The organism is Sporosarcina sp. FSL K6-5500 (assembly GCF_038005665.1).
Lineage (GTDB): Bacteria > Bacillota > Bacilli > Bacillales_A > Planococcaceae > Sporosarcina > Sporosarcina psychrophila.
Window position 1 is genome coordinate 313,234 of record NZ_JBBOTP010000001.1, and the last position, 17,051, is coordinate 330,284.

The 17,051-nt window shown below is 37.6% G+C and carries 15 protein-coding genes and 1 tRNA gene; 7 read left to right on the forward strand and 9 right to left on the reverse strand.

The window, feature by feature from the left end; genetic code table 11:
- Positions 1-20: 20 nt before the first annotated feature.
- On the forward strand, positions 21-1,589 hold the full coding sequence (locus MKX62_RS01470) for a two-component system sensor histidine kinase NtrB (RefSeq protein ID WP_340740474.1): 1,569 nt from the start codon (positions 21-23) through the stop codon (positions 1,587-1,589).
- A gap of 22 nt (positions 1,590-1,611) precedes the next feature.
- Here the strand turns inward: MKX62_RS01470 and MKX62_RS01475 are convergent, their stop codons facing one another.
- Positions 1,612-3,000: an aldehyde dehydrogenase gene (locus tag MKX62_RS01475; protein WP_340740475.1), complete on the reverse strand. Its 1,389-nt coding sequence runs from the start codon at positions 2,998-3,000 to the stop codon at positions 1,612-1,614.
- A gap of 80 nt (positions 3,001-3,080) precedes the next feature.
- A complete protein-coding gene (locus MKX62_RS01480; protein ID WP_340740476.1) occupies positions 3,081-4,019 on the reverse strand; it encodes a Gfo/Idh/MocA family protein in 939 nt (312 codons plus the stop codon).
- 144 nt (positions 4,020-4,163) lie between these two features.
- Between MKX62_RS01480 and MKX62_RS01485 the strand changes: the two genes are divergently transcribed.
- Positions 4,164-4,307: a hypothetical protein gene (locus tag MKX62_RS01485; protein ID WP_187045496.1), complete on the forward strand. Its 144-nt coding sequence runs from the start codon at positions 4,164-4,166 to the stop codon at positions 4,305-4,307.
- 193 nt (positions 4,308-4,500) lie between these two features.
- On the opposite strand, the gene MKX62_RS01490 is transcribed toward MKX62_RS01485, so the two are convergent.
- Positions 4,501-5,346, reverse strand: a complete 846-nt coding sequence (locus MKX62_RS01490; protein ID WP_340742527.1) for a DNA-3-methyladenine glycosylase family protein — start codon at positions 5,344-5,346, stop codon at positions 4,501-4,503.
- Between the two features lie 139 nt (positions 5,347-5,485).
- Between MKX62_RS01490 and MKX62_RS01495 the strand changes: the two genes are divergently transcribed.
- Positions 5,486-5,558, forward strand: a tRNA-Val gene (locus MKX62_RS01495).
- A 506-nt stretch (positions 5,559-6,064) separates the two neighbouring features.
- On the opposite strand, the gene MKX62_RS01500 is transcribed toward MKX62_RS01495, so the two are convergent.
- The 5 genes from MKX62_RS01500 to MKX62_RS01520 all read right to left on the reverse strand — a co-directional run bounded on the left by MKX62_RS01500 (position 6,065) and on the right by MKX62_RS01520 (position 9,595).
- Complete coding sequence (locus MKX62_RS01500; RefSeq protein ID WP_340740477.1) at positions 6,065-7,057, reverse strand: S-layer homology domain-containing protein; 993 nt, start codon at positions 7,055-7,057, stop codon at positions 6,065-6,067.
- Between the two features lie 180 nt (positions 7,058-7,237).
- Complete coding sequence (locus tag MKX62_RS01505; protein WP_067211739.1) at positions 7,238-7,630, reverse strand: RDD family protein; 393 nt, start codon at positions 7,628-7,630, stop codon at positions 7,238-7,240.
- 239 nt (positions 7,631-7,869) lie between these two features.
- Positions 7,870-8,553, reverse strand: a complete 684-nt coding sequence (locus tag MKX62_RS01510) for a YfjL-like protein (RefSeq protein WP_340740478.1) — start codon at positions 8,551-8,553, stop codon at positions 7,870-7,872.
- Between the two features lie 2 nt (positions 8,554-8,555).
- On the reverse strand, positions 8,556-9,104 hold the full coding sequence (locus MKX62_RS01515) for a zf-HC2 domain-containing protein (protein WP_187045500.1): 549 nt from the start codon (positions 9,102-9,104) through the stop codon (positions 8,556-8,558).
- Positions 9,101-9,595: an RNA polymerase sigma factor gene (locus MKX62_RS01520; RefSeq protein ID WP_067211747.1), complete on the reverse strand. Its 495-nt coding sequence runs from the start codon at positions 9,593-9,595 to the stop codon at positions 9,101-9,103. Before MKX62_RS01520 ends, MKX62_RS01515 begins: the two co-directional genes overlap by 4 nt.
- Positions 9,596-10,382: 787 nt before the next feature.
- Here MKX62_RS01520 and MKX62_RS01525 point away from each other — a divergent pair.
- Positions 10,383-11,000 (forward strand): recombinase family protein, encoded by a 618-nt coding sequence (locus MKX62_RS01525; RefSeq protein ID WP_340740479.1) that lies wholly within the window; start codon positions 10,383-10,385, stop codon positions 10,998-11,000.
- 509 nt (positions 11,001-11,509) lie between these two features.
- Here MKX62_RS01525 and MKX62_RS01530 read toward each other — a convergent pair.
- Positions 11,510-11,839, reverse strand: coding sequence for a hypothetical protein (locus MKX62_RS01530; protein ID WP_340740480.1), 330 nt, complete (start codon positions 11,837-11,839; stop codon positions 11,510-11,512).
- A gap of 654 nt (positions 11,840-12,493) precedes the next feature.
- Here MKX62_RS01530 and MKX62_RS01535 point away from each other — a divergent pair.
- The 3 genes from MKX62_RS01535 to MKX62_RS01545 are packed head-to-tail and all read left to right on the forward strand — an operon-like array spanning position 12,494 to position 16,185.
- A complete protein-coding gene (locus tag MKX62_RS01535; protein ID WP_338655664.1) occupies positions 12,494-13,969 on the forward strand; it encodes a spore germination protein in 1,476 nt (491 codons plus the stop codon).
- Positions 13,970-13,973: 4 nt separating this feature from the next.
- Positions 13,974-15,116 carry a GerAB/ArcD/ProY family transporter gene (locus MKX62_RS01540; protein ID WP_338655662.1) on the forward strand — a complete coding sequence of 381 codons (1,143 nt, stop codon included), beginning with the start codon at positions 13,974-13,976 and terminating at the stop codon, positions 15,114-15,116.
- Positions 15,091-16,185 (forward strand): Ger(x)C family spore germination protein, encoded by a 1,095-nt coding sequence (locus MKX62_RS01545; RefSeq protein WP_338655660.1) that lies wholly within the window; start codon positions 15,091-15,093, stop codon positions 16,183-16,185. The genes MKX62_RS01540 and MKX62_RS01545 overlap by 26 nt, the downstream gene beginning before the upstream one ends.
- Positions 16,186-17,051: the final 866 nt, after the last annotated feature.

The window sequence follows — 17,051 nt, forward strand, 5'->3', positions numbered from 1 at the left end:
GTAATGTTGTGAGGTGCCCAATGAAAGATTCGACAATCGTCCATTCACGCAATATGTTTATTATACTTTTTTTTGCCTCTAGCGTCACCGTACATATTTTCACGTCACTTCTTTTAGATTTTCATAGCGCAATGATTTCAGGCTTTATCGGATTGTTCATCGTTACTGTACTGTTTGTCCTTTATAAATCGGGGATGAATTCTCTTACTTTTCGAATTCCCCTAATAATTGGGTACTTTTTATATATACTTATTTCAAACTTAGTAAATCCTGATTTAGTACACTTATTTTATCTTATCTTCCCTATCGCCTTAGTGGCAATCTACAATATCACTTGGTTAAACATACTGATTATGGCCATCACGGGGATAGAAGTGTTTGTTTTATTTTACTTATTCAGTCCAATTTATAAATCAGTGGATGAAACTCAATTACTCCCCAATATAGCTTTCATTTTCAGCTTGGCGGTGTTCCTTTGCGTACTGTACACTTTCAGAATCACACCGGAATGGAACAATATCTTCAAGGAAAACAAGAAGTTGGATGTTTTACTTACATCCAGAGAAAGCTATCTCGATCTCTTTTTTGAGCATACGGAAGACGCAATTGTTGTGTTCGACTTAGATCAGAACATTGTCGCAATGAATCCCGCATTTGAAAAAACATACGGCTGGAAGCGCGAGGAATGCATGGGACGTTCGCCACGACTCTTCCCTTTGTCCGAGGATGCAACGATTGCAGAGAGGACAAAAAAATTATTGAACGGGGAAAGTTATCATTTTCTGCTAACCAAAGAGATGAGGAAAGATGGTACCGTGTTTGATGCTGAACTGACATTAGCCCCTATCTACGATTCTGAAAAAAAGTTAGTCGCCACGTCATTCATTGCACGCGACATTACACTTAAGCTACAAGCTGAACAACTAAAAATCGATACAGAAAAACTAAAAGTAATCGGTGAGATTGCAGCAAGCGTCGCCCACGAAGTACGTAATCCTATGACATCCATTTCAGGATTCGTACAGATGATGAACAACGATCCCGCTAATCCATATCGCGCATACACCGAAATTATGTATACAGAAATAAACCGTATTGATTTGATAGTCAGCGAGTTTCTCGTCCTATCAAAACCGAATTTAAAAAAATTCACTGATTTCTACATTGAAAAGTCACTTCTAGATGTAGTATCGATATTCGAAACGGAATTTAGTAATCGGTCAATTTTTTGCGATGTTCAGATTCCTAAAAATAATGCAATCATTAGAGGTAATGAAGATGGTATGAAACAAGTCTTCATTAACTTATTTAAAAATTCGTGTGAAGCGCTTGTAAAAAACGGCATAATCACTATCGTTGTCAAATTCCAAGACGAAAGAGTTACTATCTTCATCCGCGATAACGGTCCCGGGATGAATACCGAAACAATTGATAATCTATTTGAACCATTTTACACGACTAAAGCAGAAGGTACCGGCCTTGGCATGCTAATTACAAAAAAAATCATCGTCGATCAAGGCGGAACGATAACCGTGACCAGCAAAATAAATCATGGAACCGAAACAACGATTATAATTCCACTAGTTTAAACGAAAAGAAAACCGCCACCCATTAACGGATGAGCGGTTTTACTATTTTTAATTTATTGCCGTATGGCGGAAATGCAAGTGTCATTGGAATGGACGTACTTTTTTTCATCATGGATTTTGCATGTGTGAACGTATCGAAACTTGCTTTTCCATGGTATGCACTCATACCTGATGAACCGACTCCGCCAAACGGTAAATTAACGTTACCAACATGCGCAATTGTATCGTTAATACATCCCCCGCCAAACTGCACGTTTTCAATGAAATAATCCGCGGCTTGCCCGTTTTCAGTAAACATATACGCCGCGAGCGGTTTTGGCAATTTACGAATACTTTGAATCGCTTCACCGAGATTCTCATACGTCATAACCGGTAGGATTGGACCGAATATCTCCTCTTCCATTGAAGCACTATTCCATGAAATAGTATCAAGCACTGTCGGTTCAATGAATAAATCTGAGCGGTCAGAACCACCACCACTTATCACATGTGCACAGTCTTTATTGATGATGTCAACTAGACGATTGAAATGTTTGTCACTGATAATTCTACCGTAGTCCGGACTTTTTGAAACATCTTTCCCGTAAAATTTACGGATTGCAGTAAGCATTTCTTTGACAAGTTTCTCTTTGACAGAATCATGAACAAGTATATAATCCGGCGCGACACATGTCTGTCCTGTATTAACAAATTTCCCCCAGACAATGCGTTCAGCTGCTTTTTTAATATTGGCAGACTGGTCTACAAGGGCAGGACTTTTCCCACCAAGTTCAAGCGTAATTGGTGTCAGCCGTTCAGCTGCTGCCTTCATAATAACTTTCCCAACTGCTACACTGCCTGTGAAAAATATATAATCGAAGGAAGCGTGGATGAGTGCGGAAGTTTCTTCACGCTCCCCTTCTACGACTCGGATATAGTCTGGCGAGAATGTTTCTTTCACTATTTTTTTAATAATATGTGCCGTGTGGGCAGCTACCTCGGACGGTTTGACAATTGCGCAATTTCCACCTGCAATCGCTCCAACAAGCGGCTCCATCACAAGTTGAAACGGATAGTTAAATGGACCAATGATTAATACGGATCCGTATGGTTCACGAACAATGAAACTTTTCGCAGGTTGTAGATGAACAGGTGTCTTCACCGTCTCATCCTCCATCCAGCCTTCAAGATGCTTAATCATGTAAGAAATGCTTGAAAGGACGAAACCGATTTCCGTCACATAAGACTCGAAAGGACTTTTACGCAGATCTTTATGTAACGCTTCCGTAATTTCAGCTTCATTCGCAACAATTGCGTCTTTCAATGTCAAAAGCATTTCTTTACGGAATGCAAAACTCCTTGTTTGGCCTGAAAAATAATATGCGTGTTGGGAAGCAATCATCGATTCCACGTCTTGTGCAGTAAAGTTCAACTTATTCCCTCCATCCCTTTATACCTTCAATCATAGTTAGAATTGTTGCGGGATGCAAAAGTTAGCACTTTATTCCTTTATCAGGTCAAAAGGTGATCAATCAATTTTTGTATTTCAAGTCCTTCATCAAATGACACAAGTAGCGCAGTTTCACCGTTAGCTGCCGCAATGCACTCATCCGTAAGCGTTTTCACTGTATCGAAGGAAGTCAATATCTCAAAAGGACTGTCTTTTTGTGCCATGCTAAGTTCCGACCAATTGCGCAGTTTCAGAACACCTTCATCTCCATATACTGTATAGGACAGTTCTTCTTGTTGACCGATTCCCGAAACACCATTCAAGAAGACCGGAATGTCATCCGCGGTTTTTCCGATTGTAAGGACACTCGTTTCCGCAAGCGTTTCATCTTCAGGATAAATGGTTTGGTGGGAAGTAATCGCAAGTTGACCAAACATCCTGTACATAAGTTGAAGGTAATGCGGGAATACTTCTCGTGTAAAGCCGCCTTGTTTTCGCGAAGCGATCCACGGATTTTGTTGCCATAAACGTGGCCAATGCGGGAAATAAGTTTGTAGTTCAATTCGAATGATTTGACCAATTTCACCTTCATTAACAAGTTTCATCATATGACGAACGGACGAACTATACATGAGCGGAAAATGCATTGCCGTTTGAATTTTACTGTTCTCTGCAGCCGAAGCCATAACTAATCCATCTGTCACATCGTGTGCAAGTGGTTTTTCACAAAGCACATTCAAGCCTTTTGAAATCGCTGCCGTACTCAGCGCAGCATGCGATACGGGTGGAGTTCCAATATAGATCCAGTCAGGTTTCATCGCCAAAACCTCCTCATAAGAGGATGCCGCAAATAATCCGTATGTATCCGCCATTTCAGAAAGTCGTTCATCATTTTCATCAAACAAGGCAATAATTGTTGCAGATTCGTTATTGCGTAATTGATTGATGATTCGCTCGCCAACAATACCTGTACCAACGAGGGCAAATGTAGTTTTCTTCATAGAAATAACCCCTTTTCACGAATAATTGTATGAAAGGAAAAAGGATAGGTCTAACGATTCCTTTTCACCCTTTGACGTTTTGTATTATAGCATTGAAGGGAATAGAATGTTCAAATAACAAAGAATTTAAAGGAGGAAATGGACATGACAACAACTGATACTTGGTGGGAAACGATCTTTGAAGGAAATCTTTCATTGGGGATTAATAAAGAACGTCTTGTAGAACTTGAAGAAGAAAATTTCCTTTATTTTGATGAAGAGAAGCAACTACAGGTGCCTACACACTGATAATTATTGTAACTAACTTGTCAACGATACCAATTTCCAACGGACCATAAAAACAGCCTTTCCATGTATTTAAAATGGGAAAGCTGTTTTTTTATGTGTACGAATGGTGAGTTGATCTTTCGAGTGTGTGTTGTTTAGTTTTAGGCTTATGTTGTGCAGTTCTAGGCAAGCGTTGTTTAGTTCCCTATATACGTCACTCAATACTGTGCCACAGATAATGTGCTGCATAACTTAAGTACGGTGACCACTCTGGAAAACGGGCAAGCATTTCATCTTGCGTGGGCTTACGATCCATCTTCCACACCTGCTTCAATGCGTTTTGCAAACCAATATCCGCCAGTGGGAATAAATTTGGACGTCCGAGCCCAGACATTAGGAAACCTTGTGCAGTCCAAGGTCCTACACCACGGTAAGCAACAAGTTTTGAAGTTACTTCATCGTCATCCATTTTCCTGAACTGCTCAAGGTCAAGCGTCCCCTCTGCAATCGATTGAGACAAGCCAATGACATATTCAGCCTTACGCGTGCTAAACTGCAGGTCTCGAAGTACTGAGACGTCAAGCGACGCAATACGCTCAGGGGATGGATAACGCCAGACGTCATCGACCATCTCCCCAAATGATTCTACAAAACGTTGCGTCAACGTATGTGAGAACGACAAATTGAGTTGCTGGTGAATGATGCTTTTCATTAGTGTTCCATATAATGAAAAACTTTTAACAAGCGGGGTTCCTTCATACTCAAGAAATAGCGGCCCAAGATCTGTTCCCGCAAAATGTAACCCGATTGCATCCAACGGTTTATCAAAATGAAAGATTGATTTAACCGTTTCAATTTGACTATCATCAATTGCATTTCCCACTATAAATGCAGGTAGTTGTTTCGTGCCTGTACTTTGCAACGTGATATTATTTCCCTCTTCCATAGGGATGCGCACTATGCGGCTTTGCAAATCCACAGAATTCACCGGGTCCCCTGCCAACCGAATAATTGCCCGATCGAAATCATAGACATAAGGCAATGAAAATTGAACGTCGATAAGAAACACCCCCTTTTTTCACAGCATTCTAGTGTCTATTATACTCTTTTTTAAAAAACTTTCCCTAAAGGTGTTGACTTCTATTACAGACCCGCTATAATAATAAATGTGCAGTAAGCAGAAACACAATTTAATTCCCGGTTCCGTAGCTCAGCTGGGAGAGCACTACCTCGACAAGGTAGGGGTCGCTGGTTCGAGCCCAGTCGGGACCATTGGGTGCCAAACCCGAAGAAAACCTTTAGGAACAAAGGTTTTTCCATAAAAAAGACGTTCAGGCCTTGTGCTTGGAGGTCTTTTTTTCTTTGGATTTTTACCTAATGTCCGCCATTTGTCCGCAGCTTCAGGAAGATTCTCAATCCTTTCCATTAGTAAATAAGCAACAGTAAAAGATTAATGAGTAAAATAGGCTCGGTTCCACTAAAATAGGAACCGAGCTATTTTTAATTAAACCCACCAACAACTCTTGTGTTGCCACATACACTCTACACATAACTCTTCATTCCTAATTGCCATGATTCCGACTGCTTCGCAGTGTGTCATAGGCATAGCATCATCATAAGCTAGAATTTCACAATTTCATCTTCGTTATAAATATAAAAACCTGTTGTTAAATCTTCACTTTTCATGCCTATCTCATTGAGTCTCTTTTCATCTGTTGAGAAAAACAGTTCTACCTAATCTATTGTAATTGTTTTGTTCTTAGAATCTACAACATTACCTACTTATTCATTGAGACTTTCCTAATAAGCTCAAAATATGTGCCACCACCGGATATAATTAATGTATTATCATCTTTTATGAAGAATGTAGAAACATGGCCTTTTGAATCTGAAACATTAATTTCTGTAATAGGTGCTTTAAGACCTAAAAGATCAAAAGGGATACGATGTTTTTCTACGAAATCACTTGCTGGAATAATCGTTTCGGTGTAAATAGGATTGGTAGCCACCTTTACTATATCTGAAGGTTTATCTCCAAAACAACTTGCTTTATTAGCTGTAAAAGTTAAACTTTTCCCTAATAAACTTTCTGCATCCTCACTACTATAAGTACCTACTCCATAAGCTTGAACTTGATTAATAATCCACTCACCATAGTACGACTCTGAAGCACGGCGAAAAGCCGGATTCATCGCTCTCGCAAGAAATGCAGATATATGTGCTCTAGATAGACCCTCATTCGGTTTAAATGTACCATCCGAATAGCCCGAGGTTATATTGGCTGCTACTAACTTCCTGACAGCAACATATGAAGTTGATCCTTTAGGAACATCTTTAAATTTTATATCTGCTTGATTGGTCAATTTAAAGGCATTTGCTATAAAGGCTGCCATATGACCTCTTGTTACTTGTTGTGTCGGTTTAAATGTACCGTCTGGATATCCATTAATAATTCCAGCCCTGACTGCTGAATTAATATAACCCGAAGAATGCCTACTCTCCGGTACGTCTTTAAACTTCGTTTTGGTTTTCTTTCCATCAAGTCCAATTGCCTTAGCAACCGTTATTGCAACTTCTTCTCGTGTGACTTTTTGATTAACCCCAAACTTTTCAGCAGGCTCAATAACCCCCTTTTCCAGTAGATACATAATTTCTGTGTAATTCGGATGGCTTTTAGGCACGTCTTTAAAACCAACATTGTTAGCCTTCGTCTGCGGAGCTAGTGAAAGCAATAATACGAATATCAACAAAATAGATAATACTTTTCTCATGATAATCCTCCTAAATATATTTCCATAATTTATCGTAACATTAATAATTGGGTATGAACACAAAGTGTTCTGAATAATCTTACTTAAAATAATGGGTGCTTTAGTTTAACAATCGGGATTTCGATGTGAATTGAAATTCCTTAGGTGCCCTGCTCTTGTAAACCATCCTTTTACTTCATGTTAAACCTCTCTAACAACCGTACCCGAAACCTGGTCATGAGGAAGAATTGCCCCATCTTGTACTTCAAACGCTTGCCGATTTTTTAAGTAATCAAGCGTACTCAAAGTATCTCGATAAGCCAACCGTTTAATGATTTGATTAGATGTTAGTTCTGAGCCATCTTGATTTTCTAGGGTTAGTCCCATTGTTTTATAACCGATTGTCTGACCATATTTACGCAGCTGTGCATATTCCAATGACCACAAGACGACGAGAGTTGGTGTCACTAGAGCATGAAAAGCTTCATTTTTCACCTTTTTCCTCAAGAAATACTCAACACATGCTGTTACAGCCTTTGAAATTGCAAGGTCAATCAGAATCGCTTTTGTACGTTTTTTCGTAATGGATTTCATTAATATTCCCTCTTTTCTATTTTTTCTTAATGATACATATACGAATGGAAACGAGAAGAGTTTCATAGATAAGTGGGAAATATCGGGTGTTATGTCTACCAAAGTGATGTAGCATACAACCTTGCTGGTTTATTTTTATTCAAGATCCTCAAAGGCTCTTTTTTATTGGTTTTGCTCCGAAGCGGAAAATCTTTCTTTCTCAACTATTCAAAATAAAACTGTATAAAGTATCTTCATTTTTAATTCACATCATCTATCGTCAGTTCTTGTTTTGGCGTAAAACTCACATAATCATAAATTTCTTCCCCGTCTACAATTCTGTGGTATCCGACTTCAGCCATATAATAATCAATGGATTCGCCGTTCAGCTGCTGTTGGATCGCCTTGCTCTGCTGCAGCATTTGCTCTTTGGTCAAGTCGCCTTTTTCAATTTCCGTCATAATGAGCATGGGCTTTGGTGTTTTCAGCTGGGGCGACCATTCCGCGACTTCGTTGCTGTATACTTCTACATCTGTGGACACTCCATTGATTTCTGGAACTCTTTTCTGTAGAAGCGCTAGAATATATTGCTCCGCCTCTGCATTTAATTTTTTTGAGGCCGCTTTGTCGATTTTGGATACGTGGATTGTATCGCCAAGAATTTCGTACGGTTCGAAAGCGGAGACATCGAACATATAGGTGGTTTCAACTCCTATCGGTTCCTTTTCCACTACTTTAAAACGAAAAGTGCCATCGATCCATCCATACTCTGCCGACCGCTTGATCTCATAGTCCATGTCCGGATAAGTTTGTTCTAAAAACGCTTCCAGGCTCTCTTTTGCCCTGTTTTTCTCAATTGGATTTCCGCTCATTTGTATGTAAGCGAACACGACGGCGGCAATTAATAAAATTGCAATTACACTGTATATTATTTTCTTTTTCATGATTAATTTTCCTCCATTATTTTAAGAATGCAAAAGCCGATGACAATTCCGATAAATGTAAACAGCAGGTGGACAATTAAGGAAAACAACGATAATTGAAGAGCTTCAGAAAAACTTTCAGCATAAAATTCGCCGAACCAATCTGTCATATATAGCAGGCAATTCCAAATGAAGTTCGGTACACCAGCGAGCAATACAGCAACGAGGACCGAACGATAAAACAGGTAGGTGACGGCCCCTAAAATGGCATAGGTCAGGATAAAGGTCTTGTTGTCATTCATAATGGTGGTGCTCATTGCTAATATAAAGGCAATGGCCACAAAGAAAATCTGTATCGTTGTCAAACGCACGGTTATTTTCCGGATCATTTTTTTAGAAGAACTCCCCGGCTTTACTTGTACAGGCAGCGGAATTTGTGACTGTTCTGCGATATGGCAGCATTTTGGGCAGCTTTGCAGATGCTCTTCAACAAATCGTTTGGTTTCCTCCTGCAATAACTCTTCTTCATATAAAGGCAATAAATCTTGTACAATGGCACATTCTTTATTCATAAAGTCACCTCCATCGCTTTTTGAATTCTTAATTTCAACCGGTGAAAAGTTACGCGTGCGTAGTTTTCCGATTTACCGATCAACACGCCGATTTCTGCAAAACTCAGCTCGCCGTATATGCGCAGTAATACAATTTCCCTCGCAGCATCCTCCATTTTCGAGATATGGTGCAACAGCATTTTTGTATCTTCATTGACTTCCGTTAACTCTTCTATTGACTGTATTTCAGCTTCCGGAATTATTGCGAGCTTTTCCATTAAGCTCTGTTGATATTTATTTTTGCGGTAATACTTTTTTAATAAGTTGTTGGCAATTGAGAACATCCACGTCGACAAGGTGGAATGGCCATTAAAAGATGCAATATTTTTACATGCTTCATAAAAGGTATCGTGACAGAGATCCTGAGAGGTCGCCCGATTTCCTGTCTTGGCATAAAAAAACGCATATATTTTCGGTTGGATCTCTTCATATTCATCTTCAAGCTTATTCATGACGGCCCTCACTCTCACTGTTCTTAGTATTAATACCTTGACCGCAAATTCCGTTACAACTTTTCAAAAAATATATATAAATTTTCCAAGGCAAAATGATTCTTGTTGTTATTTTGCTTACACGATTTTAATATCCACGATTTGCTAAGCTTAACCGACAAAGGCAAGTATCGATAATGAAAATGAGGAGATTCTTTATCATTTATGAAGTACGCTGAAGGCGGCCACCGCAAAAGAGACCGATTTTAAGCGGGAAATGACGAGGAAATACAAGGCTTTCGAACAACTCACTCGGAGTGAAATAAACAAGGTAGAAAGCTAGGTATGTAATTTTTATAGGGTACTCATTCATTCACGAATAATTTATTTGAAATTATTATTACTTTTATCTGTTACTAAAAGAAAAGAAGAAACCCTTTGGTAAGTTCCTTCTCTACCTATAACTCCTGAAGTATTCTTTCTCTTAAGAGACTATTTTGAACATGGGTAATTGAAGTTAATAATCTTCTAACTCTGTCTTTTTCCGTTTCATCCATAAAAATTTACCTTATCATTTTTCAATCGCATAATCATATACAAATCTTACCATTACATAAAAAGTTGTATTACTAAAAAAAGCGTTCGCATAAGTACACTTTTACGAACAGTTTAAAAAGGACTCAAAAATAACAGAAACATTGTTCATAAATGTATTAAAAAACTTTACGAACGTTCATAAATTATAATACACTTTTGCGAACGATTTTCAGGTATAATAAGGGAAAAGAATCTTTTTTCGAGGTGAATTATGGAGCAACGTAAATTTGGTTACATACGCGTCAGCAGTAAAGATCAAAATGAAGGTCGGCAATTGGAAGCTATCAAAAAATTAGATATTAATGAACGCGATATCTATTTGGATAAGCAAAGTGGAAAGAACTTTGAACGTGTAAACTATCAATTGCTCAAACGGATTATCCGAAAAGGCGACATATTGTATATCCATTCGTTGGATCGGTTTGGTCGGAACAAAGAAGAAATCCTACAGGAATGGAATGACCTGACGAAGAACATCGAAGCCGATATTGTTGTAATGGATATGCCGTTACTCGATACGACGCAATACAAAGACAGCATGGGAACGTTTATTGCGGATTTGGTTTTGCAGATCCTTTCCTGGATGGCTGAAGAGGAACGAGAACGCATCCGGAAACGGCAGCGTGAAGGAATTGATTTGGCGTTGCAAAATGGGGTTCAGTTTGGAAGACCTAAAGTTCTGCTTTCAGAAGAGTTTAAAGAGGTTTACAGAAAATGGAGAGCTAGAGAATTAACAGCAGTGCAAGCAATGCAGGAAGCTGGGGTTAAGAAAACTAGTTTTTATAAATTAGTGAAAGCACTCGAAGAAGAAACATCTAGCACATTATAATAGAAGAAGCTCCTATAACCTCCTTTACCGAGAATGGTAAAAGAGGTTTTTATAATACCCAAATTAATTTTTCTTCTATACCTACAAATATTTATCCAAGGTTGTCTCAGACACAGTTAGATAATGCTGAACTAAAGTTTCCAATGATTTATGTCCTGTTTGTTGCGCGATAGTTGGTAAATCTGCACCTGCTGCGTGCATGGCCACCACTTGGCTTTTCCTGAAATTGTATCCGGTAAGTCCCCCGGTCCACCGCTGCAGAGCTTTACAATAACCTATTTCACTAATAGCTGTGCTCTCATAGCGTCCATTCTTATATACTCTCCCTACAAAGTAATCGTCTGCTCTAAGACCGTATTCGTTTATATAAAGCTCTATTGCATTGATTACGTCTTTCGTGAGCCGTTTAGTATGCCATCTTTTTTGCTATTTTCAGGATTGAATAAAATTACTGTTGGATTTGTTATCAATTGATAAATAAAAGGGAAGTATAAAATTCTTTCCCGATTTTATTTATACTTATCTTTAATTCTTGGTTCTTTAAATGTATCCATTGTGACTTCAGAGTTCTCGATTTTACAGTACCCGTCATACCCCTGATAATCGGAAGCATTTTGTTCATTTTCAAAAATATGTTGGAAACCTATAAAATGACTAAAATTATCTGCCTCGAATATCAATTTAATAATAGGTTGTGAAGGTTCATCCAGTTCAAATACAAATATTTTATGCATTAAGTGTTCTTTATAAAATAATTGAAGACTTTTAAGTGACAATTCAGATTCGATAGGTTTTCGTTGTACTTTTTTAAGTTCCTCTGAAGTAAGCAATCTAGCCATTTATCTATAATCTCCTAAAAAAAATGACCTTGAGCAAAGCTGCCCAAGGCCATTCTGAAATGAAAAGTTTAATGGTGGTCGATTACGGAAGATATCCCATAACTGGACGGATCGTGAAATCTTTTATGTCCCTCACGCGGGATGATCAGGCCCACCGCTCTGATCAAAGCATCTGCTTCATACATAGTATACGCCAAAGTTGGTTTTATTATATAAAAAGACGATTTATTGCTTTAAAATACCCCTGTTGAATAATTTTTAATTATAAATAGCATACATTTTTTATGCTTACTTAGTTTACATAATACCCGATTGAGGAAGTATTCAACTTCTTACTCCATAAGAAAAACTGCCCTGTAAAGCGGCCATCTAACTTTTAGAGATGGCTGTTTTTTTTATGCGATTATCCTTTTAGATGATGAAACACTCATTCTTTTTCAAATTTATGGGTACATAAGGGAGTGAATCTTGCTTGAGAAAGTGAGCAAATTTCTTCTGTCCTTCATTTGTTTATGGATCGCCTTTGGTTATCTTGAGGTTAGGGTTAAGGTTGTGCCTCAGCTACTTATTAATATAGTTTGGTATATTTTAAACTTAAAAAGCTAACAATAGAATTTACCAATGCTTTTTTACACACAGAGGTGAGGGATGTAAATGTTTTGGAAAAAACAATCAAATGAAAATAAGCCTGTTCCTCAATCTAACGCAGAATCAGAATTATCAGTAGAGGCTCTAAAAAAAGCCCTCGTTCAAATGGATGATGCGGAATTTGTGGAAATCAACATTTCTGAAAATCAAAATGTTGATCTTATCTACGTAAGAACCCTGATTGACCAAGAAAGATTAAATGAAAGCATTGTAAAACCTTTATCTAACTGTTCCAAACAATCCATTCAGGAATGCAATGTTCACTCAACAATAAACTCCATTTCCACTTTTAAAGAGGCAAAAAAGCAGCTGTTTAAAGGATCAGTCTTGTTATTTGACTCTTCGTCAAACCTTTGGTTCGCTATCCCTTTAAAAAATCCACTTGGACGTGCAATTGAACCATCCGATACTGAAACCATCCTTTTAGGAGCAAAAGACAGCTTCAGTGAACAGCTAGAACAAAATATTACGCTCATTCGTAGACGTCTTCCAACACATGATCTGAAAACAGAGAAGTTCACCGTTGGTTCTTTAAGTGAGACAAATGTGGTCTTATTGTACATAGAAGGGCTGACCAATCCAGAATTTGTTTCAACCGTCAAAAAGAAGATTTCGGAAATTAATTATGATCTCTTCTTTGATTCTTCTCAAGTTGCGGTATTCATGGAGGACCATCAAGACAGTATTTTTCCTCAGTTTCAGCAAACTGACCGGCCTGATGTTGTTGCTTATTCTCTGGGAATAGGAAAAATTACGATTCTGGTAGATAATACACCTTTTGCTCTCGTTGCTCCAATTACATTTTTTCATTTGTTCCAATCACCAGAGGATTATATTAATCGATGGGTAGTTGCCAGTTTTTTGCGCATCCTCCGATATGTAAGTTTTATTCTGTCTATCACATTGATTCCATTCTACGTGGCATTAACAACTCATCATTATCAAATGATTCCTTTACAAACACTTTTGGTCTTAGTGGAGTCAAGGAGCAAGCTTCCGTTCACTCCTTTTTGGGAAGCATTTATCATGTTAATTTTTATTGAAATTATAAAAGAAGCAAGTTTACGGATGCCAACAAAAACAGGTCAAACGCTTGGGGTTATTGGGGGCATTGTAATTGGTCAAGCAGCAGTTGAGGCTGGTTTTGCAAGTAAGGTGTTAATTGTCATGGTAGGGATTTCAACTATTGGATCCTTTCTTGGTCCCAATTACCTTATGACAAAGGCGAATTCATTGATTCAATTCATTCTTCTTGTATTTTCTTCGTTTCTTGGGATAGTGGGGATTGTTCTGGGAATGATTATCATTTTAGCCCACCTTAATGGCTTGTCTTCACTCAAGCAGCCATATTTATCCCCTGTTGCCCCTTTCTATGGAAAAGATTGGATTGACCTATTCATTCGAGGGCCTTTAGTCAAAATGAAGGAGCGTCCACAACATCTTAAACCGCTGAAGATGAAGAGATATCAAACTAGGAGATGACCTAATGGAAGCCCTTCAATTATTTAATAAAAATGAAACCTATAATGGGCTCTATGTCATGTTGATGGTAAATCGCCTCCAAATGCTTTACTTTTTTTTGATTATGCCAAGGTTTTTGATCCATCCGTATATGATTTGGGTGATTCTTGCGGTCGGATTATTGTCTCAACTTAACCTTCTTCTTTTATCCAAATGGTTTTCCACCGGGTTTTCGAGCAAAGGATACAACGGATTTGTCCAATTGTTCGGAAAAAAAATTGTGCGTATCCTCTCCTTCATCGGTTTGTTCTTTATCTTGCTTAAACTTTTTGTAGTCATGTTAGGATTCTCAGAAATCGTTCAAATATTTATGTTTCCATCTACAGATTCAAATTGGATTATCTTTTTTATTCTATTGTCTTGTTGGTATGTCGCAGGGAAGGGTGTTGAAAAAACCATTCGTTTCGTAGTGATTTCATTTTTGTGTACATTTTGGATGTTCTTTTTCTTCGCTTTTTTCTTCCTTCCACCAATAGCTCAACTTAGTGACTTGTATCCGATTATTCCAATGGAATGGAATAGAGATTCCTGGAGAGGAATATTTTTAATTTTGTCTTCATTTTCAGGCCCTGAATTTCTAGTATTTTTGGGACCGTGGTTTAAAACAAATAATAAGACATTTCGCTATCTGTCCTATGGCAATGCTTTAACCGTTATAGAGTATGTATTCTTATATATAGCATCCTTATTATATTTCGGTTCCAATTATTTAAGCAAAAATCAATTCCCAATTGTCAATATGGCACGTTATTTTCAAAATCCAATAATTGAACGTATTGATATGGTCATGGTTTCCTTAGAATTATTTAATATCGTTTTTGCTGTGTCTATTTTTCTACTGATGTTTTATGCAGCATCTAAAATTGCTTTTGGGAAAATGGAGAAACCATCCAGTCGAGGTGGCTTTTTATACAGTGTATTCCTTATTTTCATTGGAATGATTCTTGTGAATGAATGGATATGGAAGTCAGGTGAAAAGCAGGTCATTTTACTTAATCTTCAAATTTTAGCAGGAAGCTTAAGTTACTTAGTGGCTCCAATTATTATTATCGTAGTGATGAAGATAAAGGGGGTTAATAAACATGAGACTACGAAAGAAGATGGCTAAAAAATTGTCAATCATATTTATGGCATTATGGTTAATTGGATGTGCCCCTTTTACTGAAAATAACATTATTGAAGAGCTTGCTCCAGTCACATTTTTATCACTTAGTAAAGGGGATGAAGGTAAAATAAAAATCAGTACGATTTTGCCTCCTCTAAGCAAAGAAAAAAAGAGTGTAATGACGAAAGAAGTTAGATTAATAAAGGAGGGATTAAAGAATTTTAATTTAAACTTCTACCAGGAAATGAAATCTGGGCAAATGCGAATGCTGATAATTAATGAAGACCTCGGAAAAGAGGGGATTATGTCCATTATTAATGTGTTATTGACTGATCCGGATATTTCTTTGAGAATCTATTTAGTTATCGTAAAAGGAAATTTTGAAGAATACTTGGAAAATCAATTGGACATACAAGAAAATCTTGATTACTCTTTTTACCGAATGCTGAAGCACTATGAGGAAAAAAATCAGGGAGAATTATGTGTCGTTAATCTACATGAATTTAAAAATCTGTTATATACTCCTTATTCAGATCCTTTCTTACCTGTATTCAAAATAGAAAATGACGCTATCAGCTATGAAGGTACAGCCCTGTTTCAAAATGATAAACTAGTTGAAATAATAACAACTTTTGATGATCGTATCTTCCAGCTGTTAAACAACGATCACTACTTAGCAGTTTTACCGATCCCAGAATTAGAAGTTGTTCTAGGTCATGTTAGGTCTAAAACGAAAGTGGATATCAATAAAAGCTTGTCTACAATGACCTATACAGTGAATATAGACTCAAGAATTGAAGAATACCGGGGAGAAAAGCAATTATTTGACCCAAAGGATTTAGAAGATTTAAAAAAAGATATCCAATCCAATCTTGAAAAACAAACACAAGAACTAGTAAAAAAGATGCAAGAATTGAATGTGGATCCATTACAGCTAGGCATTCATACATTAAAACCATTCTCAAAACCAATGGATGAAAAAAAATGGATTGAACTTTTCGAGAAGATGGACATTAAGATTGATTATCAGTTTAATATTGAGCCTTTGACGGATTCAAACGCAAAAAGTTAATTACAATAAAAGAAAAAAACGCACTCACGTGTATGGTAAAGTCTGGTGGTATTATTAAATCCTTTTTAAGAGAGTCATTAGTAAAGACATAGATGCACCGTGATCTACACCCTCTCGGAACGTGGGTGTATCCCGCATGCACAACCAGTTGACATAACACCCCTTCTCGGCAGTTGACCCAGACAGGCCACCCCTTCCAACGCCTCAGTTTCCCTCCTATAGTCCTTTGCTTTCTTTATGCATGGATATATACATCGTTGAACTAACGGTCTTTCTGGTGAACAGCAGTCCTGTCTACATGATTAATTATGCAGATTGACCTCAACAAGAAGCAGACGAAAACCCTCCCTGGTAATTCATAGTGGGGGGGAAGATATTTTCTGGCCGTGATTTTAACATCTCATTGATAGTCAGCATTTCGTCCCCAGTGAATTGCCCATGATTAGCATGTGAATCCGTTTTTCTAAGTTACGACATTCCCGTAATGTCTAAACATATTTGGTAATGTGAAATATCATTCCCTACTCGGATTACGAGTAACATTTTCTAATAAGAAAACTGTTGTAGTATAAAGATTTATTCAAAAAAGTAATACAGACCACCTGCTTACTTTCTTGTCCGCAATTTGTCCGCATAATTAATTTCCTGTACCAAACTTATTTTACTGAATTAATTTACCTGTTCACTAAAACCTTATTAAATCAAACTTATTTAACCTCAACTAATTCAGCTTAACCAGTTTAACTAAGGGATACAAAATCGACAAGGTAGGGGTCGCTGGTTCGAGCCCAGTCGGGACCATTGGGTGCCAAACCCGAAGAAAACCTTTAGGAACAAAGGTTTTTCCATAAAAAAAGACGTTCAGG